At 69.9% G+C, this 26,162-nt stretch carries 25 protein-coding genes, 1 tRNA gene and 1 pseudogene; 15 read left to right on the top strand and 12 right to left on the bottom strand.

What is annotated here, in order from left to right; translation table 11 throughout:
- Positions 1-413 precede the first annotated feature (413 nt).
- The gene (locus OG594_RS00705) at positions 414-740 is read left to right on the top strand and encodes a hypothetical protein (RefSeq protein WP_266594570.1); all 327 of its coding nucleotides are present in this window, start codon (positions 414-416) and stop codon (positions 738-740) included.
- Between the two features lie 319 nt (positions 741-1,059).
- On the opposite strand, the gene OG594_RS00700 is transcribed toward OG594_RS00705, so the two are convergent.
- A tRNA-Gly gene (locus OG594_RS00700) sits at positions 1,060-1,130 on the bottom strand.
- A 459-nt stretch (positions 1,131-1,589) separates the two neighbouring features.
- Between OG594_RS00700 and dcd the strand changes: the two genes are divergently transcribed.
- Positions 1,590-2,177 carry a dCTP deaminase gene (dcd, locus tag OG594_RS00695; protein WP_266594569.1) on the top strand — a complete coding sequence of 196 codons (588 nt, stop codon included), beginning with the start codon at positions 1,590-1,592 and terminating at the stop codon, positions 2,175-2,177.
- On the top strand, positions 2,174-2,671 hold the full coding sequence (locus OG594_RS00690) for a phosphoribosyltransferase (protein WP_030383735.1): 498 nt from the start codon (positions 2,174-2,176) through the stop codon (positions 2,669-2,671). Before dcd ends, OG594_RS00690 begins: the two co-directional genes overlap by 4 nt.
- Before the next feature lie 72 nt (positions 2,672-2,743).
- Here the strand turns inward: OG594_RS00690 and OG594_RS00685 are convergent, their stop codons facing one another.
- The gene (locus OG594_RS00685) at positions 2,744-3,676 is read right to left on the bottom strand and encodes a Yip1 family protein (protein WP_266594568.1); all 933 of its coding nucleotides are present in this window, start codon (positions 3,674-3,676) and stop codon (positions 2,744-2,746) included.
- 319 nt (positions 3,677-3,995) lie between these two features.
- Here OG594_RS00685 and OG594_RS00680 point away from each other — a divergent pair, with 319 nt between their 5' ends.
- On the top strand, positions 3,996-4,760 hold the full coding sequence (locus OG594_RS00680; protein WP_266594567.1) for a hypothetical protein: 765 nt from the start codon (positions 3,996-3,998) through the stop codon (positions 4,758-4,760).
- A gap of 579 nt (positions 4,761-5,339) precedes the next feature.
- Here OG594_RS00680 and OG594_RS00675 read toward each other — a convergent pair.
- Together OG594_RS00675 and OG594_RS00670 are read right to left on the bottom strand one after the other, a co-directional pair.
- Positions 5,340-7,541 (bottom strand): annotated as a pseudogene (locus OG594_RS00675) ((Fe-S)-binding protein); the annotation flags it as partial.
- Positions 7,542-7,651: 110 nt separating this feature from the next.
- Positions 7,652-8,185 carry a sugar transferase gene (locus tag OG594_RS00670; protein ID WP_266594566.1) on the bottom strand — a complete coding sequence of 178 codons (534 nt, stop codon included), beginning with the start codon at positions 8,183-8,185 and terminating at the stop codon, positions 7,652-7,654.
- A 264-nt stretch (positions 8,186-8,449) separates the two neighbouring features.
- Between OG594_RS00670 and dnaK the strand changes: the two genes are divergently transcribed.
- The 4 genes from dnaK to OG594_RS00650 are packed head-to-tail and all read left to right on the top strand — an operon-like array spanning position 8,450 to position 12,640.
- The gene (dnaK, locus tag OG594_RS00665; RefSeq protein WP_266594565.1) at positions 8,450-10,294 is read left to right on the top strand and encodes a molecular chaperone DnaK; all 1,845 of its coding nucleotides are present in this window, start codon (positions 8,450-8,452) and stop codon (positions 10,292-10,294) included.
- On the top strand, positions 10,294-10,944 hold the full coding sequence (gene grpE / locus OG594_RS00660; protein WP_266594564.1) for a nucleotide exchange factor GrpE: 651 nt from the start codon (positions 10,294-10,296) through the stop codon (positions 10,942-10,944). Before dnaK ends, grpE begins: the two co-directional genes overlap by 1 nt.
- A 39-nt stretch (positions 10,945-10,983) precedes the next feature.
- Positions 10,984-12,165: a molecular chaperone DnaJ gene (gene dnaJ, locus OG594_RS00655; protein ID WP_266594563.1), complete on the top strand. Its 1,182-nt coding sequence runs from the start codon at positions 10,984-10,986 to the stop codon at positions 12,163-12,165.
- A gap of 1 nt (position 12,166) precedes the next feature.
- On the top strand, positions 12,167-12,640 hold the full coding sequence (locus OG594_RS00650; RefSeq protein WP_266594562.1) for a helix-turn-helix domain-containing protein: 474 nt from the start codon (positions 12,167-12,169) through the stop codon (positions 12,638-12,640).
- A 90-nt stretch (positions 12,641-12,730) separates the two neighbouring features.
- Here the strand turns inward: OG594_RS00650 and OG594_RS00645 are convergent, their stop codons facing one another.
- The 3 genes from OG594_RS00645 to OG594_RS00635 all read right to left on the bottom strand — a co-directional run bounded on the left by OG594_RS00645 (position 12,731) and on the right by OG594_RS00635 (position 13,583).
- Positions 12,731-12,970: a hypothetical protein gene (locus OG594_RS00645; protein WP_266594561.1), complete on the bottom strand. Its 240-nt coding sequence runs from the start codon at positions 12,968-12,970 to the stop codon at positions 12,731-12,733.
- Between the two features lie 185 nt (positions 12,971-13,155).
- Positions 13,156-13,407, bottom strand: a complete 252-nt coding sequence (locus OG594_RS00640) for a hypothetical protein (RefSeq protein WP_266594560.1) — start codon at positions 13,405-13,407, stop codon at positions 13,156-13,158.
- Positions 13,408-13,412: 5 nt separating this feature from the next.
- Complete coding sequence (locus OG594_RS00635) at positions 13,413-13,583, bottom strand: hypothetical protein (RefSeq protein WP_266594559.1); 171 nt, start codon at positions 13,581-13,583, stop codon at positions 13,413-13,415.
- Between the two features lie 237 nt (positions 13,584-13,820).
- On the opposite strand from OG594_RS00635, the gene OG594_RS00630 reads away from it, so the two are divergent.
- On the top strand, positions 13,821-14,219 hold the full coding sequence (locus OG594_RS00630; RefSeq protein WP_266594558.1) for a hypothetical protein: 399 nt from the start codon (positions 13,821-13,823) through the stop codon (positions 14,217-14,219).
- Between the two features lie 105 nt (positions 14,220-14,324).
- Here the strand turns inward: OG594_RS00630 and OG594_RS00625 are convergent, their stop codons facing one another.
- The gene (locus tag OG594_RS00625) at positions 14,325-15,401 is read right to left on the bottom strand and encodes a helix-turn-helix transcriptional regulator (protein ID WP_266594557.1); all 1,077 of its coding nucleotides are present in this window, start codon (positions 15,399-15,401) and stop codon (positions 14,325-14,327) included.
- Positions 15,402-15,485: 84 nt separating this feature from the next.
- On the opposite strand from OG594_RS00625, the gene OG594_RS00620 reads away from it, so the two are divergent.
- Both OG594_RS00620 and OG594_RS00615 read left to right on the top strand, forming a co-directional pair.
- Positions 15,486-15,758, top strand: a complete 273-nt coding sequence (locus tag OG594_RS00620) for a hypothetical protein (RefSeq protein ID WP_030009748.1) — start codon at positions 15,486-15,488, stop codon at positions 15,756-15,758.
- Between the two features lie 29 nt (positions 15,759-15,787).
- A complete protein-coding gene (locus tag OG594_RS00615; protein WP_051880285.1) occupies positions 15,788-16,069 on the top strand; it encodes a (2Fe-2S)-binding protein in 282 nt (93 codons plus the stop codon).
- A gap of 134 nt (positions 16,070-16,203) precedes the next feature.
- On the opposite strand, the gene OG594_RS00610 is transcribed toward OG594_RS00615, so the two are convergent.
- The gene (locus OG594_RS00610) at positions 16,204-16,617 is read right to left on the bottom strand and encodes a pyridoxamine 5'-phosphate oxidase family protein (protein ID WP_266594556.1); all 414 of its coding nucleotides are present in this window, start codon (positions 16,615-16,617) and stop codon (positions 16,204-16,206) included.
- A gap of 123 nt (positions 16,618-16,740) precedes the next feature.
- Between OG594_RS00610 and clpB the strand changes: the two genes are divergently transcribed.
- Complete coding sequence (gene clpB, locus OG594_RS00605) at positions 16,741-19,341, top strand: ATP-dependent chaperone ClpB (protein WP_266594555.1); 2,601 nt, start codon at positions 16,741-16,743, stop codon at positions 19,339-19,341.
- Between the two features lie 24 nt (positions 19,342-19,365).
- On the opposite strand, the gene OG594_RS00600 is transcribed toward clpB, so the two are convergent.
- On the bottom strand, positions 19,366-19,830 hold the full coding sequence (locus OG594_RS00600) for a hypothetical protein (protein ID WP_266594554.1): 465 nt from the start codon (positions 19,828-19,830) through the stop codon (positions 19,366-19,368).
- Between the two features lie 128 nt (positions 19,831-19,958).
- On the opposite strand from OG594_RS00600, the gene OG594_RS00595 reads away from it, so the two are divergent.
- The gene (locus tag OG594_RS00595) at positions 19,959-20,504 is read left to right on the top strand and encodes a YbjN domain-containing protein (RefSeq protein ID WP_266594553.1); all 546 of its coding nucleotides are present in this window, start codon (positions 19,959-19,961) and stop codon (positions 20,502-20,504) included.
- Positions 20,505-20,507: 3 nt separating this feature from the next.
- Here OG594_RS00595 and OG594_RS00590 read toward each other — a convergent pair whose 3' ends face one another.
- Positions 20,508-21,698, bottom strand: a complete 1,191-nt coding sequence (locus OG594_RS00590; protein ID WP_266594552.1) for a glycosyltransferase family 39 protein — start codon at positions 21,696-21,698, stop codon at positions 20,508-20,510.
- Between the two features lie 224 nt (positions 21,699-21,922).
- Positions 21,923-23,113, bottom strand: coding sequence for a pyridoxal phosphate-dependent aminotransferase (locus tag OG594_RS00585; RefSeq protein WP_266594551.1), 1,191 nt, complete (start codon positions 23,111-23,113; stop codon positions 21,923-21,925).
- Between the two features lie 731 nt (positions 23,114-23,844).
- Here OG594_RS00585 and OG594_RS00580 point away from each other — a divergent pair.
- The gene (locus OG594_RS00580; protein ID WP_030010116.1) at positions 23,845-24,393 is read left to right on the top strand and encodes a DUF2617 family protein; all 549 of its coding nucleotides are present in this window, start codon (positions 23,845-23,847) and stop codon (positions 24,391-24,393) included.
- A gap of 118 nt (positions 24,394-24,511) precedes the next feature.
- Positions 24,512-26,155 (top strand): polyamine aminopropyltransferase, encoded by a 1,644-nt coding sequence (locus tag OG594_RS00575; protein WP_266594550.1) that lies wholly within the window; start codon positions 24,512-24,514, stop codon positions 26,153-26,155.
- Positions 26,156-26,162: the final 7 nt, after the last annotated feature.

Below are 26,162 nucleotides of genomic sequence, written 5' to 3'. Positions count from 1 at the left end.
CTGGGAACAGCGAGCGCAGCTGCTCATAGAACCCGACCACTCGCTCATCCAACTCACCCTCGTCGTGGTGGTCGGAGGTGCCGATCGAACATCGCACGCGCCGCCGCAGCGTCGGCTGATTCGTCCATCGCCAGAACCGCAAGATCGAAGCTCACGGGGCTATCTTCCACCCCGCCTCATCGGTACGACGCACGGGGCGGAGGTTGTCTGATGCGGCACTAGCTCCGGTGTGCTCAGCGATGCAGTTCGACATGTTCGTTGAGACGGCCTGAAATGCGGCCAAGGGCAGCGGGATGGCGCTCTCGGCGCGGGAACCGGGCAGGGGTTCGGGGGCGTGTGTGCTCCGGTACGTGAGATCGAAAGGGAGAGGCCAGGCACAGATGACTGCATCGAGGGAGGGCAAGGAGCCCGGCTTGGGGTGGTTCGTGACGGGGCCGCTGCTCGCCGTGGCGGGCACTGTGATGGGAACCGCTCTGGCATCGCAAAGGTGGGCGGACTGTGCGCACGGCATGGACGCGCCGACCCGTACGGGATTTGTGATGATCATGCCGTTCGCCTGGATCGGCATGACCCTACTGCTCGGGCTTTTCCAGACCATCTTGGTGGCGGTGCTACCGGATCAGACCGAACCCGAGATCAAATGGGTGGCCCTGTTCGTGGCGGCCTGTGTGCTGACCCTCCTGTACTCCTTCGGGATGGGTTCCCCGGACATGACGCCGGACGGCTCCTGCGTGCGGTAGCAGTCCACCCTCGTCAAGGGGGCGAACGTTGCCTGACGCGGTACTAGGTAGTCCCGTCGCGGGTCTGCCGCCTGGCCCTTTCGGCCAACCGCCTCTTTGGGGAAGCGAATTCACGCGGCGGGTGCAGTCATGTGACGCAGGTCATCGAGAACGCGTCTCGCGATCCGAGATCGGCGGGGCCCGTGTGGTGAAAGTGGTGCGCGGCTGCCCCTCCGAGCAGGGGATTTCCGCCAGTTGGGGCACGTGGAGGGCACGGCGAGGGTGGAGAGGTCTAGACAACGACGAAGGCCCAGGTCGCTGACCTGGGCCTTCGTTCAAGAGCGGATGACGGGAATCGAACCCGCGCTATAAGCTTGGGAAGCTCATGTTCTACCATTAAACTACATCCGCACGGTGGGCCAGTTGCCTGGATCCCTAGCGTTGCTCACTCTACCTCATGATCGACCCCCGGTGAATTTGCCGCGGGGTCGTTGTCGTGTGTGGCGTACACCGGGGCGTGTGGGTGCGGGAGTTGGGGCGTACGGTGTGGGTGCGGAGCGGCGGCTGGAGTGGGTGCCGATCATCCCCTAATGTGGCGATTCGTCGCAGTACGGCTCGTTGGGGAAAGGGACTCGATGGAGCACACCGTCGTCCGTTGTGCCGAAGGGCACGTTTTCAGTACCGCCTCCTTCCCGCTGCAGCACCTCGGTGCCGGCCGGATCGGGCCCGGGCGGCTGCTGAGGTGCCCGCGGTGCGCACGGTTGCGGCACGCCGTGCCCGTGGGTGGCGCGAAGCGGTAGTCACCGGGGCGGGCGCGCGGGCGTCGCTCTCGATTGGGGGTGGCCCGCGCGCTCTGCGTATCCTCGGGACGTGCTTCTCTCTGACAAAGACATCCGGGCCGAGATCGACAGCGGACGGGTTCGCATCGACCCGTTCGAGGAATCGATGGTGCAGCCCTCCAGCATCGATGTACGTCTCGACCGGTACTTCCGGGTGTTCGAGAACCACCGCTACGCCCACATCGATCCGGCGATCGAGCAGCCGGACCTGACGCGGATGGTCGAGCCGGAGGGCGACGAGGCGTTCATCCTCCACCCCGGTGAGTTCGTCCTCGCGTCGACGTACGAGGTCATCTCGCTGCCCGACGACATCGCCTCCAGACTGGAGGGGAAGTCCAGCCTGGGCCGCCTCGGCCTGGTGACGCACTCGACCGCCGGGTTCATCGACCCCGGGTTTTCGGGACACGTGACCCTGGAGCTGTCGAACCTCGCCACCCTGCCGATCAAGCTCTGGCCGGGCATGAAGATCGGGCAGCTGTGCATGTTCCGACTCAGCTCGCCCGCCGAGTTCCCGTACGGCAGCGAGCGCTACGGGTCCAGGTACCAGGGGCAGCGCGGGCCGACCGCCTCGCGCTCCTTCCAGAACTTCCACCGCACCCAGGTGAGGCACGAGGCATGAGCGACGTACGCGAGAACCTGACCTACGACGGTTTCGGGCGCGCCGTGCGCGAGCTGGCGCAGACGATCGCCGACGACGGCTACGAGCCCGACATCATCCTGAGCATCGCCCGCGGCGGGGTGTTCGTCGCCGGCGGCCTGGCGTACGCGCTCGACTGCAAGAACATCCACCTGGTGAACGTCGAGTTCTACACCGGCGTCGGCACCACGCTGGAGATGCCGGTCATGCTGGCACCCGTGCCCGAGGCGATCGACTTCACCAACAAGAAGGTCCTCATCGCCGATGACGTGGCCGACACCGGCAAGACGCTGAAGCTCGTCCACGACTTCTGCCTGGGCCACGTCGCCGAGGTGCGCTCCGCCGTCGTCTACGAGAAGTCCCACTCCCTCGTGAAGTGCGAGTACGTGTGGAAGAAGACCGACGAGTGGATCAACTTCCCCTGGTCGGTCGAGCCGCCCGTCGTCAAGCGCGAGGGCCAGGTCCTCGACGCCTAGCCGACCGACGTCATGCAGAGGGCCCGCCGCGCGGACAGCGCGCGGCGGGCCCTTTCGTGTGCGGGGTCGGGGCTAGATCGTGCCCAGCTTGATGATCGACAGCAGTGCGACCAGCTGGATCGCGGACGCGCCCAGGGCCTTCGGCCACGGCAGGTCGTGCGACTTGCTGATCAGTGAGGTGAACAGGGCTCCGGCCGCCACCCACGTGGCCCAGCCCAGCACCTGTACGACCATGTTGTCGCCGCCGAGGAACACGGCGAACAGCAGGCGCGGGGCGTCCGTGATGGACATGACCAGCATCGACAGGCCCACCGTCGGCTGCCACGAGCCGTCGCCGCCCAGCTGGCGGGCCAGGGTGTGCGTGACCGCGCCCAGGATCAGGCCGCAGATGACGAAGGCCACGCCGGCGGACAGGACGATCGGGATCGCCTTCGGCACGGTCGCCTTGATGACGTCGTCGCGGGCGTCGTCGAGGCCGAAGACCGCGAGCAGCCCGTAGAGGAAGGTCACGATCAGCGCGGGGCCCCAGACGGCGTAGTCGCGCATCTGGAGGAAGGTCTGCCCGGGCCGCGTCACGATGCCGCGGAGCAGTTCCTTCCACGGCAGCCGCGGTCCGGACGGCACCGCCGAGGCCGCACCCGCCTGGTACGTCGCGCCCTGGCCGTACGGGTCCTCGCCGACGGCGAAGACCTGGGTGTGCCCCGGGTTGTCGTTGTAGCCCCCACCGCCGTGGCCGCCGCCTCCGTGGCCGCCGCCTCCGTGGCCGTACGGGGGCTGCTGCGCGTGCGGCTGCTGCTGCCCGTACGGGTCGAAGTACTCCGGCTCACCGTGACCTCCCGCGTTCGGCTGCGGCCACTGCTGCTGCGGTGGCGGGCCTCCGACGGGAGGGTAGGGCGGCTGGCCGTACGGCGGCGGTTGCTGCTGGCCGTACGACTGCTGCTGCTGCGGGGGTTGTTGCGGAGAGCGGTTGTTGTCCCGGCCGCGTCCGATCCTGAATCCAGCCACGTGATCGAACGTACCTGGTCCGGCGAGCATCGGTGGACGGGCAGCCGGAACAGCCACCCTTTGCGGCTGACCTGTGACATCCCTTAGGGGTTCCCGGACGTGCTGTCCCCACCCCGTGCCCGATCTTGTCGCCTGTCCGATTTACGGGGCTGTGTTGTGTTCTGCGCCCTTCCGTTACGTTCTCGATGGGATACGCACATATCGGGTCCGTAGTTTCGTACTCGTCGCCGCCGCATGGCGCGAACGACCACGAACGAACGCGAACGCGAACGCGAACGAGCACGAGCACGAGCACACGAGACACGAGAAGAGCCCGCACATGCGCAACACTCGCCGAACCACCCTCCGCAGCGCCGTCGTCGTCGCCGGCGCAGCCACCGTCCTGGCCCTGCCGATCGGGTCCGCCTTCGCGGACTCGCCGGCCGTACCGGGGCCGGAGGCGCTGCCGGGGATCGGGCAGCCGTCCGTCGAGCCGGCCGCGAGCGTCCGCGCGCACGTCACCACCGTGGAGCTGGCGGACGGGTCCGTCGCCAAGGTCTACAAGATCGGCGACAGCCACTTCGAGGCGGACGTCTTCGCCGGCGCCACGAAGCTGGACACGCTGGTCAGCAGGGCCGGGGCCGCGTCGTACGGGCAGAACGACGGCCTGCACGTCGTGCTCCGGCCGAACGGCACCGTCACCTCCTGGATGGCGGGTGCGCCGAAGCCGCAGATCAGGAAGGAGCGCTCGGTGCGGATCGCCATGCCGGACGGGCGGATAGCCGAGCTGGTGGACGGCCCGCACGGCAAGCGCGTCGAGATCTCCACGCCGAAGGGGCGCGCCCTCGCCACGGTCGACCTGCGGCGCCCGAGCGTCCACCGCGACGACTGGACGTACCGGGTCGTCCAGGACAGCGAGCGCGTGAAGTTCCTCGTCATCGACGGCAAGGGCGGCGGCAACGGCTGGGTGTACGACTTCAACGGCAGACTGATCGCCAAGTACACCGTCGACCCGACGGTCGCCTCGGGCGGCGGCGGCACGGCCGCGGCGGGTGCGGCGGGTGCGGCCGGGCTGGGCTTCGCCGTGCCGCGGGGCCAGGGCTGAGTCCCTCCCTCCCTCGCCGTACGACGGAACGGCCGGTCCCCCGGGTGGGGGACCGGCCGTTCCGGTGCTGCGGATGCCCTACGGGCGTCCTGCAAGGGCCCTACAGGGGCCCTTGCAGGGCTCCTACTTGGCCTCGGCCTCGGGCTTCGTCCCGGCCTCGGCCTCCGGCCCTGCCTTCGCCTTGGTCTCCGGCTCTGCCTCGGCCTTCGCCTCGGCTTCCCGCTCGGCGGCCTTGTCTTCTGCACCGGCCTCCGGCTTCGCCTCAGCCTCCGGCTTCGCCTCAGCCACCGGCTTCGCCTCGGCTTCCGGCTCAGCGTCGGCCTCAGCCACCGGCTCGGCCTCGGCTTCCGCCTCAGCGTCGGCCTTCGCCTTGGCCTCGGCCGCAGCCTTGGCTTCCGCTTCTGCTTCCGCCTTCGCCTTGGCCTCCGCCGCCGCCTTGGCTTCCGCCTCGGCCGCCGCCTTCGCCTTGGCTTCCGCCTCCGCCGCAGCCTTCGCGGCAGCGGCCTCCGCCTCGGCCTTGGCTTCCGCCTCGGCCTCCGCCGCGAGCGCGGCCAGCTCCTCCTCCGTCGGGCCCGGGGCCTTCACGGAGTCGAGCAGCAGCTGCGCCACGTCGACGACCTGGACGTGTTCCTTCGCCTGGCCGTCGTTCTTCTTGCCGTTCACCGAGTCGGTGAGCATCACGAGGCAGAAGGGGCAGGCGGTGGAGACGATGTCGGGGTTCAGGGACAGGGCCTCGTCGACGCGCTCGTTGTTGATGCGCTTGCCGATCCGCTCCTCCATCCACATCCGCGCGCCACCGGCGCCACAGCAGAAGCCCCGCTCCTTGTGGCGGTGCATCTCCTGCTGGCGCAGGCCCGGGACGGCCGACATGATCTCGCGCGGCGGCGTGTAGACCTTGTTGTGCCGACCCAGGTAGCACGGGTCGTGGTAGGTGATCAGGCCGTCGACCGGCGTGACCGGCGTGAGGCGGCCCTCGTCGATCAGGTGCTGGAGCAGCTGCGTGTGGTGGATGACCTCGTACTCGCCGCCCAGCTGCGGGTACTCGTTCGCGATGGTGTTGAAGCAGTGCGGGCAGGTCGAGACGATCCGCTTCGCCGACTTCGGCTTCTTCGTCGACGGGTCCTCGTCGTCCTCGCCGAACGCCATGTTCAGCATGGCCACGTTCTCCTGGCCCAGCTGCTGGAACAGCGGCTCGTTGCCCAGGCGGCGCGGCGAGTCACCGGTGCACTTCTCGTCGCCGCCCATGATCGCGAATTTGACGCCCGCGATGTTCAGCAGCTCCGCGAAGGCCTTCGTGGTCTTCTTGGCCCGGTCCTCCAGGGCGCCGGCGCAGCCGACCCAGTAGAGGTAGTCGAACTCGGAGAGGTCCTCCGCGTCCTTCCCGATGATCGGAACCTCGAAGTCCACCTCCTTGGTCCACTCGACGCGCTGCTTCTTCGCCAGGCCCCAGGGGTTGCCCTTCTTCTCCAGGTTCTTGAGCATCGTGCCCGCCTCCGACGGGAACGCGCTCTCGATCATCACCTGGTAGCGGCGCATGTCGACGATGTGGTCGATGTGCTCGATGTCGACCGGGCACTGCTCCACGCACGCACCGCAGGTGGTGCAGGACCACAGCACGTCCGGGTCGATGACGCCGTTCTCCTCGGCGGTGCCGATCAGCGGGCGCTCGGCCTCCGCGAGGGCGGCGGCCGGCACCCCGGCGAGCTGCTCCGCGGTGGCCTTCTCGTTGCCCTCCATGTCCTTGCCGCCGCCGGCCAGCAGGTACGGGGCCTTGGCGTGCGCGTGGTCGCGCAGCGACATGATGAGCAGCTTCGGGGACAGCGGCTTGCCCGTGTTCCAGGCCGGGCACTGCGACTGGCAGCGACCGCACTCCGTACACGTGGAGAAGTCGAGGATGCCCTTCCAGGAGAACTGCTCGACCTGGGAGACGCCGAAGGAGTCGTCCTCGCCCGGGTCCTCGAAGTCGATCTCCTTGCCGCCCGAGGTCATCGGCTGCAGGGCGCCGAGCGCCGTGGAGCCGTCCGCGTTCCGCTTGAACCAGATGTTCGGGAAGCCGAGGAAGCGGTGCCAGGCGACACCCATGTTGGTGTTGAGCGAGACCGTGATCATCCAGGTGAAGGACGTGACGATCTTGAGCGCGGCGAAGAAGTACGTCAGGTACTGGAGCGTGCTCAGGCTCAGCCCGTTGAAGGCGGCGATCAGCGGGTACGAGGCGAAGAAGCCCGGCTCCCAGCCGTCGACGCCGTGCTGGGCGCCCTCCAGTGCGCGCAGCGTCATGATGCAGACGCCGACGATCAGGATGACGGCCTCGACGAAGTACGCCTGGCCCGTCTTGGAGCCCGTGAAGCGGGACTTGCGGCCCGCCGCGCTCGGCCGGCTCAGCTGCCGGATCACGATGAGGGTGACGATGCCGAGCACGGTCATCAGACCGAGGAACTCGGTGAAGATCTCGTACGGCAGCCAGTCACCGATGATCGGGATCAGCCAGTCGGCCTGGAAGAGCTGTCCGAAGGCGTTGACGATCGTCAGCAGCAGCGAGAAGAAGCCCACCGCCACGAACCAGTGCGCGAAGCCGACGATGCCCCAGCGGTTCATCCGGGTGTGGCCGAGGAACTCCTTGACCAGGGTGATGGTGCGCTGCGTGGGATCGCCGGTGCGCGTGCCCGCGGGCACCGGCTGGCCGAGGCGCACGAAACGGTAGATCTGCACGGTGGCACGGCCGAATAGTGCGACGGCCACCACCGTGATGACCAGCGACACGATGATCGCGGCGAGTTGCATGGAAGGGCTCCTCGGGCGGCACTTACTAAGCGGTAACTTATGAAGTCAAGGCTTGAGGTTACCCATTCCCGACGCCGCAATGTAGCTGAGCGTGTGGTGATCTGTGTCGCTCAGGCCCCCCTTTGTCGGTACGCCGCGCGCGGGGTCTGCGCCAGGATCGCGAGGTCCATCCCGAGCCAGTGGTTCTCCACATAATGCCGGTCGAGCAGGGCCATTTCCTCCCAGGGGAGGTCCGAGCGCGCGCTGACCTGCCACAAGCCGGTCATCCCGGGGCGTACGAGGAGTCGCTCGGGGCGGTCCGTACGGGCTTCCGGGCGCGGCCCGACGAGCGACATCTCGCCGCGGATCACGTTCAGCAGTTGCGGGAGGCCGTCGAGGGCGCAGCGGTCCAAGACCGCGCCGATCCGGCCGGCGCCGTCGTCGGTGCGCAGGCGCCACGTGCGGAACTTCCTGCCGCCCAGCCCCACCGCGGCCTCCCGCGCGAAGGGGCGGCCGCCCAGGGTCGCGCACAGCAGTGCGGTGAGTGCCGTGAGCGGCAGGCCGAGCACGGCGAGCAGCACCACTGCCCCGACGAGGTCGAACACCCGCTTCGCCGGCGGGGCGGCGGGGACGCGTACCCGCGGAGCGGTGAGTGTGAGGGGCATGCCAGCACGCTGCCGCATGCCTCCGAGGGTCTTGCGGTGGCGCGCGGCCACGGTGCCCCATTCGGCCCCGGCTCCGCCGCTGGGGGCAGGGCCCCCAGACCCCCGCGCCTCAAGCGCCGGCGGGGGCCGGGCCGCGGCCGGGCCCCAGGGTTGCGCGTAAGTGCGACTTAAAGGTTGAGCCGACCCGACTCAGCTCTGTTGACGCAAGCGCAGCGATACGGCATGGTTGAGTCTGTTCCACTCAAGTCAGCTGGAGGAATTGAAATGGCACGTGCGGTCGGCATCGACCTGGGCACCACTAACTCCGTCGTCAGCGTTCTGGAAGGCGGCGAGCCCACCGTCATCACCAACGCCGAGGGCGCCAGGACCACGCCGTCCGTCGTCGCCTTCGCCAAGAACGGCGAGGTCCTCGTCGGCGAGGTGGCCAAGCGCCAGGCGGTCACGAACGTGGACCGGACCATCCGCTCCGTCAAGCGCCACATGGGCACTGACTGGAAGATCAACCTGGATGGCAAGGACTTCAACCCGCAGCAGATGAGCGCCTTCATCCTGCAGAAGCTGAAGCGCGACGCCGAGGCGTACCTGGGCGAGAAGGTCACGGACGCGGTCATCACCGTCCCGGCCTACTTCAACGACTCCGAGCGTCAGGCGACGAAGGAGGCCGGTGAGATCGCGGGCCTGAACGTCCTGCGCATCGTCAACGAGCCGACGGCCGCCGCCCTCGCCTACGGCCTGGACAAGGACGACCAGACCATTCTCGTCTTCGACCTCGGTGGCGGCACCTTCGACGTGTCGCTCCTGGAGATCGGCGACGGCGTCGTCGAGGTGAAGGCCACCAACGGTGACAACCACCTCGGTGGCGACGACTGGGACCAGCGCGTCGTCGACTACCTGGTGAAGCAGTTCGTGGGCGGCCACGGCGTCGACCTGTCCAAGGACAAGATGGCGCTCCAGCGTCTGCGCGAGGCCGCCGAGAAGGCGAAGATCGAGCTGTCCTCCTCCACGGAGACCACGATCAACCTGCCCTACATCACGGCTTCCGCCGAGGGCCCGCTGCACCTGGACGAGAAGCTCACGCGCGCCCAGTTCCAGCAGCTGACCGCGGACCTGCTCGACCGCTGCAAGACCCCGTTCCACAACGTGATCAAGGACGCCGGCATCCAGCTGTCCGAGATCGACCACGTGGTCCTGGTCGGCGGCTCCACCCGTATGCCGGCCGTCGCCGAGCTCGTCAAGGAGCTCACCGGTGGTCAGGACGCCAACAAGGGCGTCAACCCGGACGAGGTCGTCGCCATCGGCGCCACCCTCCAGGCCGGTGTGCTCAAGGGTGAGGTCAAGGACGTCCTGCTCCTCGACGTGACCCCGCTGTCCCTCGGCATCGAGACCAAGGGCGGCATCATGACCAAGCTGATCGAGCGCAACACCACGATCCCGACGAAGCGCTCCGAGATCTTCACGACGGCCGAGGACAACCAGCCGTCCGTCCAGATCCAGGTCTACCAGGGCGAGCGCGAGATCGCGGCGTACAACAAGAAGCTCGGCATGTTCGAGCTGACGGGCCTGCCCCCGGCCCCGCGCGGCGTCCCGCAGATCGAGGTCTCCTTCGACATCGACGCGAACGGCATCATGCACGTCACGGCCAAGGACCTCGGCACGGGCAAGGAGCAGAAGATGACCGTCACCGGCGGCTCTTCGCTCGGCAAGGACGAGGTCGACCGCATGCGCCAGGAGGCGGAGCAGTACGCGGACGAGGACCTGCGCCGCAAGGAGGCGGCCGAGTCCCGCAACCAGGGCGAGCAGCTCGTCTACCAGACGGAGAAGTTCGTCAAGGACAACGAGGACAAGGTCCCGGCCGACGTCAAGACCGAGGTCGAGTCCGCCGTCGCCGAGCTGAAGGAGACGCTCAAGGGCGAGGACACGGCCGAGATCCGCACCGCGACGGAGAAGCTCGCCGCGGTCAGCCAGAAGCTCGGCCAGGCCATCTACGCCGACGCCCAGGCCGCCCAGGCCGCCGGCGGCGCCGGTGACGCGGGCCAGGCCAAGGCCGACGACGACGTCGTCGACGCCGAGATCGTCGACGACGAGAAGCCGAAGGGCGGCGCTGCCTGATGTCGGAGGAGACCCCGGGCTTCGACGAGAAGCCCGAAGTCCCCGACGCCGGTCAGAACGACGCTGAGCCGAAGGCCGCCGACTCCGCCAAGGACGAGGCGGCCCCGGCCGGGGACGCAAGCCAGGACGTGGCGCTGCTGGCGCAGCTGGACCAGGCCCGTACCGCGCTCTCCGAGCGCACCACGGACCTCCAGCGGCTCCAGGCCGAGTACCAGAACTACCGCCGCCGGGTGGAGCGGGACCGGATCACCGTCAAGGAGATCGCGGTCGCGTCCCTCCTGACGGAACTGCTCCCGACCCTGGACGACATCGGCCGGGCGCGGGAGCACGGCGAGCTGGTCGGCGGCTTCAAGTCGGTGGCCGAATCGCTGGAGACCGTCGCCGCCAAGATGGGCCTGCAGCAGTTCGGCAAGGAGGGCGAGCCCTTCGACCCGACGATCCACGAGGCCCTGATGCACTCGTACGCGCCGGACATCACCGAGGACACCTGCGTGGCGATCCTGCAGCCGGGGTACCGGATCGGCGAGCGTACGATCCGTCCCGCACGGGTCGCGGTGGCCGAGCCCCAGCCGGGCGCGGCCCCGAAGTCCGAGTCCACGGAGGGCGAAGCGCCGGACGGCTTGGACGCGGATGCCCCCGACAAGGGCTGATGCACCACACGTAGGAGCACGAGAGGAGGGACACCGGGGATGAGCACGAAGGACTTCGTCGAGAAGGACTACTACAAGGTCCTCGGTGTCCCGAAGGACGCCACCGAGGCCGAGATCAAGAAGGCGTACCGGAAGCTCGCACGCGAGTACCACCCGGACGCCAACAAGGGCGACGCCTCCGCCGAGGAGCGCTTCAAGGAGATCTCCGAGGCGAACGACATCCTCGGCGACGCCAAGAAGCGCAAGGAGTACGACGAGGCGCGCGCCCTGTTCGGCAACGGTGGCTTCCGCCCCGGGCCGGGCGGTGGCGGCTCGTTCAACTTCGACCTCGGTGACCTCTTCGGGGGTCAGCAGCAGGGCGCCGGCCAGGCCGGCGGCTTCGGCGGCGGCCTGGGTGACGTCTTCGGCGGCCTCTTCAACCGCGGCGCCGGCCCCGGGGCGGGCACCCGTACCCAGCCGCGCCGCGGCCAGGACATCGAGTCGGAGGTCACCCTCTCCTTCACGGAGGCGGTGGACGGGGCCACGGTCCCGCTCCGGATGTCCTCCCAGGCCCCCTGTAAGGCGTGTTCGGGCACCGGCGACAAGAACGGCACCCCCAGGGTGTGCCCGACCTGTGTCGGCACCGGCCAGGTCTCGCGGGGCAGCGGCGGCGGCTTCTCGCTGACCGACCCCTGTGCGGACTGCAAGGGCCGCGGCCTGATCGCGGAGACCCCCTGCGACGTCTGCAAGGGCAGCGGGCGCGCCCGCAGCTCCCGCACCATGCAGGTCCGGATCCCGGCGGGCGTCTCCGACGGCCAGCGGATCCGGCTGCGCGGCAAGGGTGCGCCGGGCGAGCGCGGCGGTCCCGGCGGTGACCTCTACGTGGTCGTGCACGTCGGTTCCCATCCGGTGTTCGGCCGCAAGGACGACAACCTGACGGTGACCGTGCCCGTGACGTTCGCGGAGGCGGCGCTGGGGGCCGAGATCAAGGTCCCGACCCTGAACGGCCCCTCCGTGACGCTGAAGCTGCCGCCGGGCACCCCGGGCGGTCGCACCATGCGGGCCCGCGGCAAGGGTGCGGTCCGCAAGGACGGCACCCGCGGCGACCTGCTGGTCACGGTGGAGGTCGCGGTCCCGACCGAGCTGTCCGACAAGGCCCGCGAGGCCCTGGAGATGTACCGCGAGGCGACGGAGTCGCAGGACCCGCGCTCCGCGCTGTTCGAGTCCGCGAAGGGAGCATGACATGGACGGCCGCCGACGACAGTCTTCCCGTCTGGGAAGCGGTGCTTACCAACTCACCGACGAGACCCCGGTCTACGTGATCTCGGTGGCCGCCCAGCTCTCCGGTCTGCACCCACAGACCCTCCGCCAGTACGACCGTCTCGGCCTGGTCTCCCCGGACCGCACGGCCGGCCGCGGCCGGCGCTACTCGGCCCGTGACATCGAGCTGCTCCGTACGGTGCAGGCGCTGTCGCAGGACGAGGGCATCAACCTGGCGGGCATCAAGCGCATCATCGAACTGGAGAACCAAGTCGCCGCGCTCCAGCAGCGCGTGGCCGAGCTCTCGGCCGCGGTGGACGGCGCCGCGGCGGTCCTCCAGCAGCGCGAGGCCCAGGTCCACGCCTCGTACCGGCGCGACCTGGTCCCGTACAGCCCCCCGCAGCCGGGCAGCGCCCTGGTCGTCTGGCGCCCGACCCCGAAGCGCCCGATGGACTGAGCGAGGTCCGCGCACACGGACACGAGAAGGCCCCCACCCGGATTCCGGGCGGGGGCCTTCGTCATGCGCTACGGCCCACCGGTTGCCCGGTCAGAGCGCGTCCACGGATTCAGGACCGATGTCGATCTCCTCGTTGTTGGAATCCCAAGCGCGGGTATAACCGAGACTCGGGGAGCAGACGATGATCGCGCCTTTGAACCAACGGATTTCGCCGTCGTCGCCGTCGAAGAACTTCACCAGAACCGGGTCGCCCGGGTCCAGCTCGTACTGCTGTCCGGTTGGTTCGAAGAGCGCCAGGACCGGTGTATCCGTCTGGAGGAAGAACTGCATGATCAGTCCAGGTGCGTTGAGAAGTAACGGAAGAGCTGGGGGGACGGCGCGGAGGCCGCCCGCAGCAGAGGTGCGGGCTGCCTCCGCCGCTCCTTGCGGCCCTCGGGCCGACCGTCACGCCATTCACGGCCGGTCCGAGGGCTGACGCCGACGCGTCGGTTTGCTTCTGAGCTGTCAAGTCCCGGCTAATAGCCGAAGACCGGCAGCTCCTTACCGCGCGAGTTCCAGAGACGGGCCGTGCCCCCCTCGGGCTCGCTCAGGGTCAGTCGGTCCGGTTCGTGGGTCACCCCACCGAGCAGGCCTCCCTTTCCCGGGACCGGCCTTTCGACGGTGAGGTAGTCACCCGGAGCGAGCTCGAACTCGGTCCCCTGGGGTTCGAACTGGACGATCAGCGGGGTGCCTGGTGCGGCTTGGACGATGAACTTCACGGTGGTCATTTGAGTTACCAGTTATTCAGGTAGTAGTCCATCAAGTCGGCCCGAGGCTTGGCGCTCGGATTCAGGTTGCCCGCGGCCACGGAATCCTCGTGGATTTTCCGGTACCCGTCGCGGACAGCGACGATGTCCCTGCGGAGGAAGTTCTTCTTGACCTTCGCCAGCTGCTCCGGGTTCATGAGCTCCTCCGGACCCAGGACTGGGACGGCTGGTGGTCCGCGGGCTCCGGCCCCGCCGACTCCGGCGGCGGCGGATGGTGCACCTTCACCGTCGACCACTCCGCGCCCGCCAACCCGGCGGTCAGCTCCGCACACCCGGTGACGGCCTGCCCGACCTGTTCGCACTGGACGCGGACGGCGTCTGGGCGTTCTCCGGCTACACCGGATCCAGCTTCGCCTCCTACCGCAAGCCGCAAGATGGCCACCGGCTGGGCCGCCCGCGACATCGTCGGCGTCCGCGACGTCTCCGGCGACAACATCCCCGACCTCCTCTTCCGCGACAACTCCAACGCCAACCGCACCATGGCCCTGCGCAAGGGCAAGGCCGGCACCAACGCAGGCGCGGACCTGACCTCCCTGCAATACGCGGCGAACGCGGAAGGCGGCGTCGACTACACCTACGCCACGACCGCCTGGAGCCGCGCTGCCTGGCCCATGGTGCTCGGCACCGAGGACAACACCGGCGACGGCATCCCGGACATCTGGGGCGTCGACGCGAGCGGCTTCCAGTACTACTTCCAGGGCGGCACCACCACCTACGGAGAAGCCACCGGACGCGACGAGGACAACTGGAACACCTTCCTCACCATCGGCTGACCAACGGCATCACCACCCGAGCACGACAGAGGCGCCCTCCCCGAAAGACAACGGGGAGGGCGCCGTGCCGTCACCAGGCGGTCGTACGAGCCTGCCGGCGGAGTTTCAGAGCCCTTCCTGATGCGGGTCGAGGTCCTCGTGGTCCGGGAGGCCCTCGCAGTCCTGTTCGGGGCCCGAGGGGCGGCCCAGGATGCCGGACCGGGCGATGAGGTAGCCGAGCTGCGCGCGGCTGCCGCTGCCGAGGGTCGTGGCGAGCTTGGCGATGTGGGCCCGGCAGGTGCGGACGTTCATGCCGAGGCGCCGCGCGATGGCCTCGTCGACGTGGCCCTCGATCAGGAGCTGGGCGATGGTCCGCTGCACGCCCGTTATCCCGCCGGGGGTGCTGCGGTACGTCACCTCCTCCTGGAGGGGCACCGCGCGGTGCCACAGCTGCTCGAACACCTTGATGAGGTAGTCGACCAGGCCCGGGTGGCGCAGTTCCAGGGCGACCCGGCGGTCGTCGCTCACCGGGATGAAGGCCACCGTGCGGTCGAAGATGATCAGGCGTTCGATCAGCTCCTCCAGCGTGCGGATCTCCACCTTGCCCGTCGAGATCCGCTCCACGTAGGCGAGCGTGCCCTGGCTGTGTCGTGCGGTGTGCTGGTACAGGGTCCGTATGCTGACCCCGCGGTCGATCAACGGCTGGTCGCGTTCCAGGGCTTGGGTCAGGGCCAGGGAGGGCCGTGCGCCGCCGGGCTGGACCGTCAGAACCTCGGTGTGGCATTCGGCCGTCGCGAGGTTCAGTGCGGCGTTGATCTGTTCGAAACCCTCCAGCACCGTGATGGCGTGGGTGTTGGCCGGGCTCTGTGCGCTGATGGCCAGGAAAGGCTCGAAAGTGTCGGTGAGATCTACAGCGCTGCGCCGGCGGTCCTGGATCTCGCGTTCAATCGGATGGAGCCGTTGAGCCAGAGCTACGGACGGCGGAACCGGGCGGAGCTGGTTCGCGTCATCCGGGTCGGGCTGTAGGAGGGCGAATTCAAGCAGGCAGGGGGCGTTCTGGATCTCGCCCCGGGCGATCCGGCCGGTGCTCAGTGCGGTCGCGTAGAGCCGCGTCCCCTCGGTGCACATGGACGTCACAGGGTGGGGATGTGTCGCTTTTGTCTCGTTTCGCGTCAAATCTCCACCCCCCAGGGTCCTGAACATGCAAGAACATGATGCATCGTCCCTGTGGCATTGACGTGCCTGAATGAGCCATCGTCTGTCACGCGGGGGAGAGGATTCCATCAAGTGAGGACGAAGCCGACCATGTACAAGAGAATGCTTCGCTCGGTGCTTGCCATAGTTTTCTCCGCCGTTGCGGTTTTTGGGGCAGTCAGCGCCGTCGAAAGTGACGCGGGGAGCGCTAGGGACGGTCAGGGCGCGAGCCTGACGAGCACCGACGACACCGGCTGGACCACGGCGCCCGCGGGTAAGTACGCGGACACCGGCTGGACCAGTGGCCAGCTGGGCGGAAACGGCGATACGGGTTGGACCGATGCGCCTGTGACGGTGTCCGCGTGACCCCCGACGATCGCGGCTTCCGCCGCGAAATGGCCTCCGCCTACCGCTCGGGTTGGCAGTTCATCGATCTCGCCACGGCCATCCCCCGTCCTGGCGACTCGGTGATGGTCACCCTGTTCGGCCAACCGATCGTCGTCGTGCGCGAGGAGGACGAGGACGTACGTGCCTACCGGTGCCTGCGTCGCCCGCGGGGCGCGCCGCAGCCCGTCCGCTGCGAGGTGCGCTACGGAATGGTCTTCGTCAATCTCGATCAGCGCGACCACCAGCTCTTCGAACCCGACATCACCACCGCCACCCCCCGCAGTGCCTGAAGCGATTCCCCCGCCGTTCCAGATCGCTCAGGTGCTACCCCCACACAACGGCGCCATCGTGGACCTGACCACGATGGCGCCGTTGTGATGTCCGCGTCCAGTGCCTGAACCGGACAAGATGAAGAATCAACGGCTTACGCGCGCCCCATGGCCCGGTCCAGGGTGATCTCCATGACGACCCGGTCGGGATTGGGCGACGGCGTGCGCCCGTAGCGCTCCGCGTAGCGCGCCACCGCGTCGGCGACCGACGCCCCGTCCGTGCGGATCACCGCGCGGCCCTCCAGCGTGGCCCAGCGGCGCCCTTCCATCTGGCAGACCGCGACCAGCGCGCCCTGCGGGTGCGCCTCCTGCGCCGCCAGGACGTTGCGCACCTTCTTGCTGTGCCGGTTGCTGATCACCCGGGCCAGGCCGGCCTCCGGGTCGTACGTCACCCCCACCGGCACCACGTGGGGCGTGCCGTCGGGGCGCGGGGTGGTCAGGGTGCAGACGTGCCGCTCCCGCCAGAAGGCGAGGTACTCGGGCGTCGGGTTGAGTACGTCATGGGACATGGCCCGAAGGGTACGGGGGAACGCTGTCCCCACCTGCCTTGAGTGGAATAGACTCAACTTTGCACACGCTGACCATGTCAGTGTTGTTGTGGGAGCTACCCCTCGGGGAGAGGAGAAGACGCAGTGGACGCCGAACTGACCAACAAGAGCCGGGACGCGCTGAACGCGGCCACCAGCAGGGCCGTCAAGGACGGTCATGCGGATCTGACCCCCGCGCACCTGCTGCTGGCCCTGCTCGCCGGCGAGGACAACGAGAACGTCATCGACCTGCTGGTCGCCACCGACGCCGACCAGGCCGCCGTCCGGGCCGGGGCCGAGCGGCTGCTCGCCGCCCTGCCGAGCGTCACCGGCTCCACCGTCGCGCCCCCGCAACCCACCCGCGACCTGCTCGCCGTACTCGCCGAGGCGGACGCGCAGGCCGGCAAGCTCGGCGACGACTACCTCTCCACCGAACACCTCCTCATCGCCGTCGCCGCCAAGGGCGGCGCGGCCGGCGAGGTCCTTTCCACCCAGGGCGCGACGGCCAAGAAGCTGCTCGACGCCTTCGAGAACGCACGAGGAGGACGGCGGGTGACCACCCCCGATCCCGAGGGCCAGTACAAGGCCCTGGAGAAGTTCGGCACCGACTTCACGGCAGCGGCGCGTGAGGGCAAGCTCGACCCGGTCATCGGCCGTGACCAGGAGATCCGGCGCGTCGTCCAGGTGCTCTCGCGCCGGACGAAGAACAACCCCGTGCTCATCGGCGAGCCCGGCGTCGGCAAGACCGCCGTCGTCGAGGGCCTGGCCCAGCGCATCGTCAAGGGCGACGTCCCCGAGTCCCTGAAGAACAAGCGCCTCGTCTCCCTGGACCTCGGCGCGATGGTCGCCGGCGCCAAGTACCGCGGCGAGTTCGAGGAGCGGCTGAAGACCGTGCTCGCCGAGATCAAGTCGAGCGAGGGCCAGATCATCACCTTCATCGACGAGCTGCACACGGTCGTCGGCGCGGGCGCCGGCGGCGACTCCGCCATGGACGCGGGCAACATGCTCAAGCCCATGCTGGCCCGCGGCGAGCTGCGGATGGTCGGCGCGACCACGCTCGACGAGTACCGCGAGCGGATCGAGAAGGACCCGGCGCTGGAGCGGCGCTTCCAGCAGGTGCTGGTCGCCGAGCCGTCCGTCGAGGACACGATCGCGATCCTGCGCGGGCTCAAGGGTCGCTACGAGGCCCACCACAAGGTCGTCATCAACGACAGTGCGCTGGTGGCCGCCGCGACCCTCTCCGACCGGTACATCACCTCCCGCTTCCTCCCCGACAAGGCCATCGACCTCGTCGACGAGGCCGCGTCCCGGCTGCGCATGGAGATCGACTCCTCCCCGCTGGAGATCGACGAGCTCCAGCGCTCCGTGGACCGCCTGCGGATGGAGGAGCTGGCCCTGAAGAACGAGTCCGACCCGGCCTCGATCGAGCGCCTGGAGAAGATCCGCAAGGACCTCGCGGACCGGGAGGAGGAGCTGCGCGGGCTGACCGCCCGCTGGGAGAAGGAGAAGCAGTCCCTCAACCGGGTCGGTGAGCTCAAGGAGCGCCTGGACGACCTGCGCGGGCAGGCCGAGCGCGCCCAGCGCGACGGCGACTTCGACACCGCCTCCAAGCTGCTCTACGGGGAGATCCCGACCCTGGAGCGCGAGCTGGCGGAGGCCACCGAGGAGGAGGCGGAAGCCTCCAAGACCGGACACTCCAAGGACTCGATGGTCAAGGACGAGGTCGGCCCCGACGACATCGCCGACGTGGTGGGCGCCTGGACCGGCATCCCGGCCGGCCGCCTGCTGGAGGGCGAGACCCAGAAGCTGCTGCGCATGGAGGACGAGCTCGGTCGCCGCCTGATCGGCCAGGGCGAGGCCGTACGGGCCGTCTCCGACGCCGTGCGCCGCACCCGGGCCGGCATCGCCGACCCAGACCGCCCGACCGGCTCCTTCCTCTTCCTCGGCCCGACGGGCGTGGGCAAGACGGAGCTGGCCAAGGCGCTCGCGGACTTCCTCTTCGACGACGAGCGGGCCATGGTCCGCATCGACATGTCGGAGTACGGCGAGAAGCACAGCGTGGCGCGGCTCGTCGGCGCCCCGCCCGGCTACGTCGGTTACGAGGAGGGCGGCCAGCTCACCGAGGCCGTGCGCCGCCGCCCGTACAGCGTGGTGCTCCTGGACGAGGTGGAGAAGGCCCACCCCGAGGTCTTCGACGTCCTGCTCCAGGTCCTGGACGACGGCCGGCTCACGGACGGTCAGGGCCGGACGGTGGACTTCCGCAACGCCATCCTGATCCTGACCTCGAACCTGGGCAGCCAGTTCCTGGTGGATCCCCTGACCCCGCCGGAGCAGAAGAAGCAGCAGGTCCTGGACGTGGTGCGGGCCTCCTTCAAGCCGGAGTTCCTCAACCGCCTGGACGACCTGGTGGTCTTCTCCGCGCTGACCCAGGACGAGCTCGCGCACATCGCGCAGCTCCAGATCGGCCGCCTGGCCCGGCGTCTGGCCGACCGTCGCCTCATCCTGGACGTCACCCCCGAGGCGCTGGCCTGGCTGGCGGACAAGGGCAACGACCCGGCGTACGGCGCCCGGCCGCTGCGCCGCCTGATCCAGACGGCGATCGGCGACCGCCTGGCCAAGGAGATCCTCTCCGGCGAGGTCCGGGACGGCGACACCGTACGGGTCGACGTTGCGGGCGAGGACCTGCTGGTCGGCAAGGCCCTCTGAGCGGGGCGGACACCGCCGACCGTCTCAGGACGCGTCGAAGCGGACCTTCGCGGTCGTCCCGACCTCCGGGGTGATCCGCAGGCGCAGCCCGGCCGCCCGGCCGGGCTGCGGCCCGTCGTGGGCGAGGGCGAAGCACCCCTCGCTCTCCGGGTCGTAGTTGTCCGGCCGCGGACCGGGGCAGCCGACCCGCTCCGGCGCCTTCGGAAGGGACGCGACCCACGCCTCGACGTCGGCGTGCTCCCTGCGGAAGGTGCCCAGGACCGTCGTGCGGCCGTCCGCCCCCTCCGTCCGGTCGCACCTCCCGTCCCGCCACTCGGCCGGCGGGGCCATCCGGGCGAACGTCATGACCTCCGCGCAATCGGCCGTCCCCCGGGGGCCGCCCCCGTCACCCTGATCACCCGCGGCCTGCCACAGCACCCCGGCGCACACGGCGAAGCCGACGGCCAGCGACAGCCCCGGGACCAGCTTGAACGTGCCGCGCAGGGCCATGCGCCCCCCTTACCTGGTTCTTACTCGGTTCTTACTCGTTCCGCCCGGAGCGGATCGTGCGTGCGGGGCTGGACACAAGGTGGGCGCGATGGGGGAGGATGCAGGTATCCGCACGAAGGGAAAACACGGTGAGCATCGACCCGGCCTCGATTCCGAACTTCGGAGGGCAGCAGCCCGATCCGCAGGCCACAGGACCGGCGGGCCCCGTCGTCCCCGACCAGGATCTGGTCAAGCAGCTGCTGGAGCAGATGGAGCTCAAGTACGTCGTCGACGACGAGGGTGACCTCGCGGCGCCGTGGGAGGAGTTCCGCACGTACTTCATGTTCCGCGGCGAGGACGAGCAGCAGGTCTTCTCGGTGCGGACCTTCTACGACCGTCCGCACAAGATCGACGAGAAGCCGCAGCTTCTCGAGTCGATCGACGACTGGAACCGCCGCACCCTGTGGCCGAAGGTCTACAGCCACACCCACGACGACGGCTCGGTCCGTCTGATCGGTGAGGCGCAGATGCTGATCGGCACCGGCGTCAACCTGGAGCACTTCGTGTCCTCCACGGTCAGCTGGGTCCGCGCGTCCATCGAATTCGACAAGTGGCTCGTCGAGCAGCTCGGCCTGGAGCAGGACATCGACTCCACCGACGGCGACGACGACAGCAACGGCGACGCCGACAGCTAGCCGTTACAGCGGTACGCGGGCGATCAGCAGCAGGTACAGCCCGTAGCCGTAACCGAGCCCGGCCACCACCGCGGTCACCATGACCGCGGTGCGCGGCCGGGCTTTCGCCATGACGACGGCCAGCGGCAGGAGCAGCGGGAAGGCCGGCAGCAGGAAGCGCGGCTTGGACTCGAAGAAGCCGGCTCCGCCGAAGCCGATGACCAGCAGGACCGCGGTGTAGGCGAGCAGCGCCGGCGGGGTGCGGTCCAGGACCAGCAGGACCGCCAGCAGCCCGGCCATGGCCAGCAGGACCACCGTCACGGTGGTGGCGAGCGGCACGGCTGCGCCGGTCAGCACCCGCTCGGCGGAGCGCAGCGCCCCGACGCCGAAGTCGAAGCGGGAGCCCCAGCCGCGCTGCACGGCGAAGTAGCCCCCGAAGGGGTCGCTCACCTTCGCCCCGACGGCCAGGACGTACGCCGCCCAGCCCGCCGGCGCCACGAGCCCGGCCAGCCACACCTCGGGTGCCCGGGATCTTCGTACGACGATCGCGTGCAGGGCCATGGCCGAGACGGCAGCCGCGACGGCCAACCCGGTGGGCCGGGTCAGCCCGGCCAGTACGGCGAGGCCGGCGGCCCACAGCCAGCGGCCGCGCAGCAGGGCGTACAGCGCCCAGGCGGCGAAGGCGACCAGTAGGGCCTCGGTGTAGGCGAGGGTGAGCACCACGGCGTGCGGCAGTGCCGCCCACAGCCCCACGAGCAGCAGCCCGGCGCGCGGGCCGCTCACCCGTTCTCCGACCCGGTAGATCCCGAGGGCGGCCACGGCGGCGGAGACCCACGCGACGAGGAGGGCGGCGGGGACCATCCCGCCGGGCAGTATCTCGGAGACCAGCCGTATCAGGGTGGGGTAGAGCGGGAAGAAGGCGTAGTCGCTCTGGACGGGCCCGGTCCCGGTGGTGGCCTCGGGCCACATCAGAGTCCGCCCGTAGCCGTGGGCGGCGATCCGGAGGTACCAGTCCGAATCCCAGGACCTGCCGAGCACCTTCAGCGGATCCCGCCCGGCCCACCAGGCCCCGAGGCCGAGCACCAGCACCCCGGCCCCGCGCACGGCGGCGAACACCCCGAGCGCTATCACGGTGGTCGGCGCGGCCGACCGCACGGCCCGGACCGCGCGCATCTCCAGCGGCGACGCGGACACGGCCGCTCTGCCCGTTGCCATGAATCCCGACTTTCCAGCTCGCGGTGGTTCCGCTCACCCGGCGGTGAGGGCTTCGGGCACTTGCACGACGCACAGCTTCACACCGGCCCTACAACCCCGCAAGGACGCGGGGTGACCGGTGCCCGAACGGCCCGTCCGAAAGGGATCGCCGGGGCGGGAGCCAGGGGCGTCGTGCCGGTCAGGACGTCCTCCAGGCACCCCGATCCGACCCGACCGCAAGCCCCCTAGAGCCGGCGCAGCCGCTCGGCCGCCTCGCGCAGGACGTCCTCGCGCTTGCAGAAGGCCCAGCGGACCTGGGTCCTGCCCGCGGCCTTGTCGTCGTAGAAGACCTGGTTCGGGATGGCGACCACGCCGCAGCGTTCCGGGAGGGCCCGGCAGAAGGCGAGGCCGTCCTTCTCGCCGAGCGGGGTGATGTCGGTGGTGATGAAGTACGTGCCCTGCGGGCGGAAGACCTCGAAGCCGGCCGCCGCGAGGCCGTCGGCGAGGATGTCGCGCTTGGCGGCCAGGTCGGCGCGGAAGGCGTCGTAGTAGCTGTCGGGCAGGGCGAGGGCCTCGGCGATCGCGTACTGGAAGGGGCCCGAGGAGACGTACGTGAGGAACTGCTTCGCCGAACGCACCGCCGTGATCAGCTCCGCGGGCGCGGTGACCCAGCCGACCTTCCAACCCGTGAACGAGAAGGTCTTCCCGGCCGAGGAAATGGTGACCGTGCGCTCGCGCATGCCCGGGAGGCCCGCCAGGGGGGTGTGGGCGCCCTCGAAGACCAGGTGCTCGTACACCTCGTCCGTGACGACCAGCAGGTCGCGCTCGACCGCCAGTTCGGCGATCGCCGTGAGCTCGGCCGGCGTCAGGACGGTGCCCGTCGGGTTGTGCGGGGTGTTCAGGAGCAGCAGGCGGGTGCGCGGGGTGACGGCGGCGTGCAGTTCGTCCAGGTCGAGGGCGAAGGCTCCGGCGTGCGGGCGCAGGGTGACGGGGACGCGTACCGCACCGGCCATGGCGATGCAGGCCGCGTACGAGTCGTAGTACGGCTCCAGGGCGATGACCTCGTCGCCCGGCTCCAGGAGGGCGAGGAGGGCGGCGGCGATGGCTTCCGTGGCGCCCGCCGTGACGAGGACCTCGGTGTCGGGGTCGTGGTCGAGCCCGTAGAAGCGCTGCTGGTGCGCGGCGATCGCGATGCGCAGCTCCGGGACGCCCGGGCCCGGCGGGTACTGGTTGCCGAGTCCCGTGAGGACCGCGCGGGAAGCCGCCTCGGCGATCTGCGCCGGGCCGTCGGTGTCGGGGAAACCCTGGCCGAGGTTGATCGAACCGGTGCGCGTGGCCAGCGCCGACATCTCCGCGAAGATCGTCGTGCCGAAGGCCGCCAGGCGGCGGTTCAGGAAGGGGCGGTCGCTGCCCACGGGTGTGCTCATGGTCGTCATCCTGGGGGCAACCTCTGGACTTCCTCAAGTGTGCTTTGGGCCGCGCGGCCCGGGGGCATTCCCCCTGCACGCGGGACGCGGGGATCCCGCTCCCCCGGGACGACCGGGGTGTGAGAGAGGTGGCGGACATGGGGTTCGTCTTCGTTGTGATCGTGCTCTTCGCCGTGGCGTACTTCCTGACCAAGATGGTGCGCTCGTCCACGGGACGGGGTTCGTCCCGGCGCCGTGGCGGGCACGGCCACACCAGCTGGTGGACGGGGGACGGCGGCTCTTCGGGGGGCGGCTGCGGATCCTCCTCGTCGTGCGGGGGATCGTTCTCCTCGTGCGGCGGGGGCGGCGGGGGCGGCGGGTGCGGTGGCGGTTCCAGCTGACACGGGGGCAGCACGGGGCCTCGGCCTGACCCCTGCGGAACACCCGCGCGGCACCGCGTGGACGAGGGCGTTCGGCGGTCCGACTACCGCCCGGCGCCCTCTTGTTCGTCGATGCATGACGACGCGCGGGCCGCAACTTCTTGAACACGTGAACTGCGAAGCCCCCGGGGGGATGTAAACCCCGTCAAGTTGGGTAAAAACGCTGTGAGTGCCGTGCCTTTCATGATTCCCTCGGTTGAGTAGACCAGTCCTCGGACCTCCCTGGACTTCCTGTGGACCCGTGCCGGTGTCCCCCCACCCGTGCTTGCTACCGCTGGCGGGCCCCGGCCCATCTCCCTCGCGCGTTTGCGGAGCCGACTCATGCTCACGACCCTCCAGACCTCATACACCGACACGCGTGCCGCCGATCTCGCCTGGGCCCTGGGTCGGGACCGGTTGCCCGCCCTGGCCGTACTGAACCTCGAACTTTCGGGGGCGAAGGTGGAGTTGCGCCTGCTCGGGGCGTCCCACCAGGTGCTCCTGGAGGAGGGGGAGGTGCTCTGCTCGGAGACCGTCGCCTGCATGCCCGGCAGTAGTACGCCGCTGCCGCTCGGCGTGGCCAAGCGGGTGGGCGACTGGGAGTACGAGTTCGCCGCGCGGGTCGAGACCCTCTCCCGCGGCTCCTTCGCCGGGCGGGCCCAGGAGTTGCTCGCACTGGTGGCGGACCACCCGAACGGACTAGCGGGGACCTTTCCCGGAAGTCCGCACGCCTTCACCGCCATGCTTGCGCAGCGCTACGAGGGCCAGGTGCGCTGGCGGACCTGGCACGCGTACCCGCAGGAGGGTCAGCTGGTGGCCACCCGGACGCGGGTGGGCGTGCGGATCGGGGCGCCCGCGGCGGCGGCCCTGGAATCGCCCGCGCTGACGTAGCGGGCGCCAGGGGGGCGCGATTATCCCGCCACGGTTACGCCAACTGGCCGGATCAGTACGCCAGTTACACCCATGTGGGTGACCGGATGTCGGTGGGTGGTGACGTACGGTTCGCTTCATGATCGACCGTTCCGTCCCGCGCCGGGTCCTCCCGGCTCCGGATCCTCGGGGCGCCGCGACCGCCCCGGCGGCCCTGCCCGTACGGCCCCGGACCGGCCGACTCCTCGTCCTGGCCACCGTGTTCGTCTGCGCCGCCTGCGGGCTCGTGTACGAGCTGGAGCTGCTCGCCCTCGGCACCTACCTCATCGGCGACTCCGTCACCCAGGCGTCGGTCGTGCTGTCCGTCATGGTCTTCGCCATGGGCGTCGGCTCCCTGCTCGCCAAGCGCTTCCGCCACCGGCCCGCCTTCGGTTTCGGCGCCATCGAGGCCGGGCTGGCCCTCCTCGGCGGGCTGTCGGCCATAGCGCTGTACGCGAGCTTCGCCTGGCTGGGGGAGTCCCGCCCCGCGCTCGTCGCCTTCTCCTTCGCCATCGGGGTGCTCATCGGTGCGGAGATCCCGCTGCTGATGGTCCTCATCCAGCGCATCCGCAGGCAGGACGCGGGCGGGGCCGTCGCCGACCTGTTCGCCGCCGACTACGTGGGCGCCCTGGTCGGCGGCCTCGCCTTCCCCTTCCTGCTGCTCCCGGTGCTCGGTCAGCTCACCGGCGCCATGGTCACCGGCACCGTCAACGTGATCGTCGGCGGCGGGCTGGTCCTGTGGCTGTTCCGCCGGGACCTGAGCCGGCGCTGCCGCTGGCTGTTGATCGGCGCGAACGTGACCGTACTGGCCGTGCTCGCCTCCGCCACCGTCCTCGCCGACGACTTCGAGCGGACCGCCCGGCGCGCCGTCTACGGCGGGGAGGTGCGGGTCGCCGTCCAGACCGGGGTGCAGGAGCTGGTGATCACCGGGCCGCAGACGGGTTCCCCGCGCTCCCTCGACCTTTACCTGGACGGGCGGCTGCGGGTCAGCGGCTACGACGAGTACCGCTACCACGAGGCCCTGGTCCACCCCGCGATGACCGGCCCGCACGCCCGCGTCCTGGTCCTCGGCGGCGGCGACGGGCTCGCCGCGCGCGAGGTGCTCCGCTACCGGGACGTCTCCTCCGTCACCGTCGTCGAGCTCGATCCCGGCGTGGTCCGCCTCGCCCGCACCGATCCGATGCTCTCCGCGCTCAACGCCCGGGTGTACGAGGACCCGCGGCTCGCCGTCGTCACCCAGGACGCCTTCCGCTGGCTGCGGGGGCCGGCCGCCGACGACCGCTTCGACGTCATCGTCTCCGACCTCCCCGACCCGGGCATCACCCCCAGCACGAAGCTGTACTCGCAGGAGTTCTACGGGCTGGCCGCGCGGGCCCTCCGCCCCGGGGGCCGCATGGCCGTGCACGCCGGACCGCTGGCCACGCGCCCGCGGGCGTACTGGACCGTCGACTCCACCCTGCGCGCGGCCGGCCTGCGCACCACCCCCTACAGCGCGGGCGGCCGCCTCACGGGCTTCGCCGCCGGACCCGACCGCACCCCCCACGGCGCGACCGACGCACCGCCGCAGGACTGGGGATTCGTCCTGGCCGCCAAGGACCAGGACCCGCCCCTGCGGGTGGACCGCGACACGCCCGCGCTGCGCTCCCTGTCGACCCGCTCCCTGCAAGACGCCGCACGGGACGCGGAACGCACCCGGGTGCCCGGACTGCCGCCGTCGACGCTGCCGCACCCGCGGTATTCGTGACCCGGTG

This window comes from Streptomyces sp. NBC_01214 (assembly GCF_026340975.1).
Classification (GTDB): Bacteria; Actinomycetota; Actinomycetes; order Streptomycetales; family Streptomycetaceae; genus Streptomyces.
The sequence above is the reverse complement of the archived record's forward strand: the minus strand, read 5'-3'. Positions and strand labels throughout refer to the sequence as shown.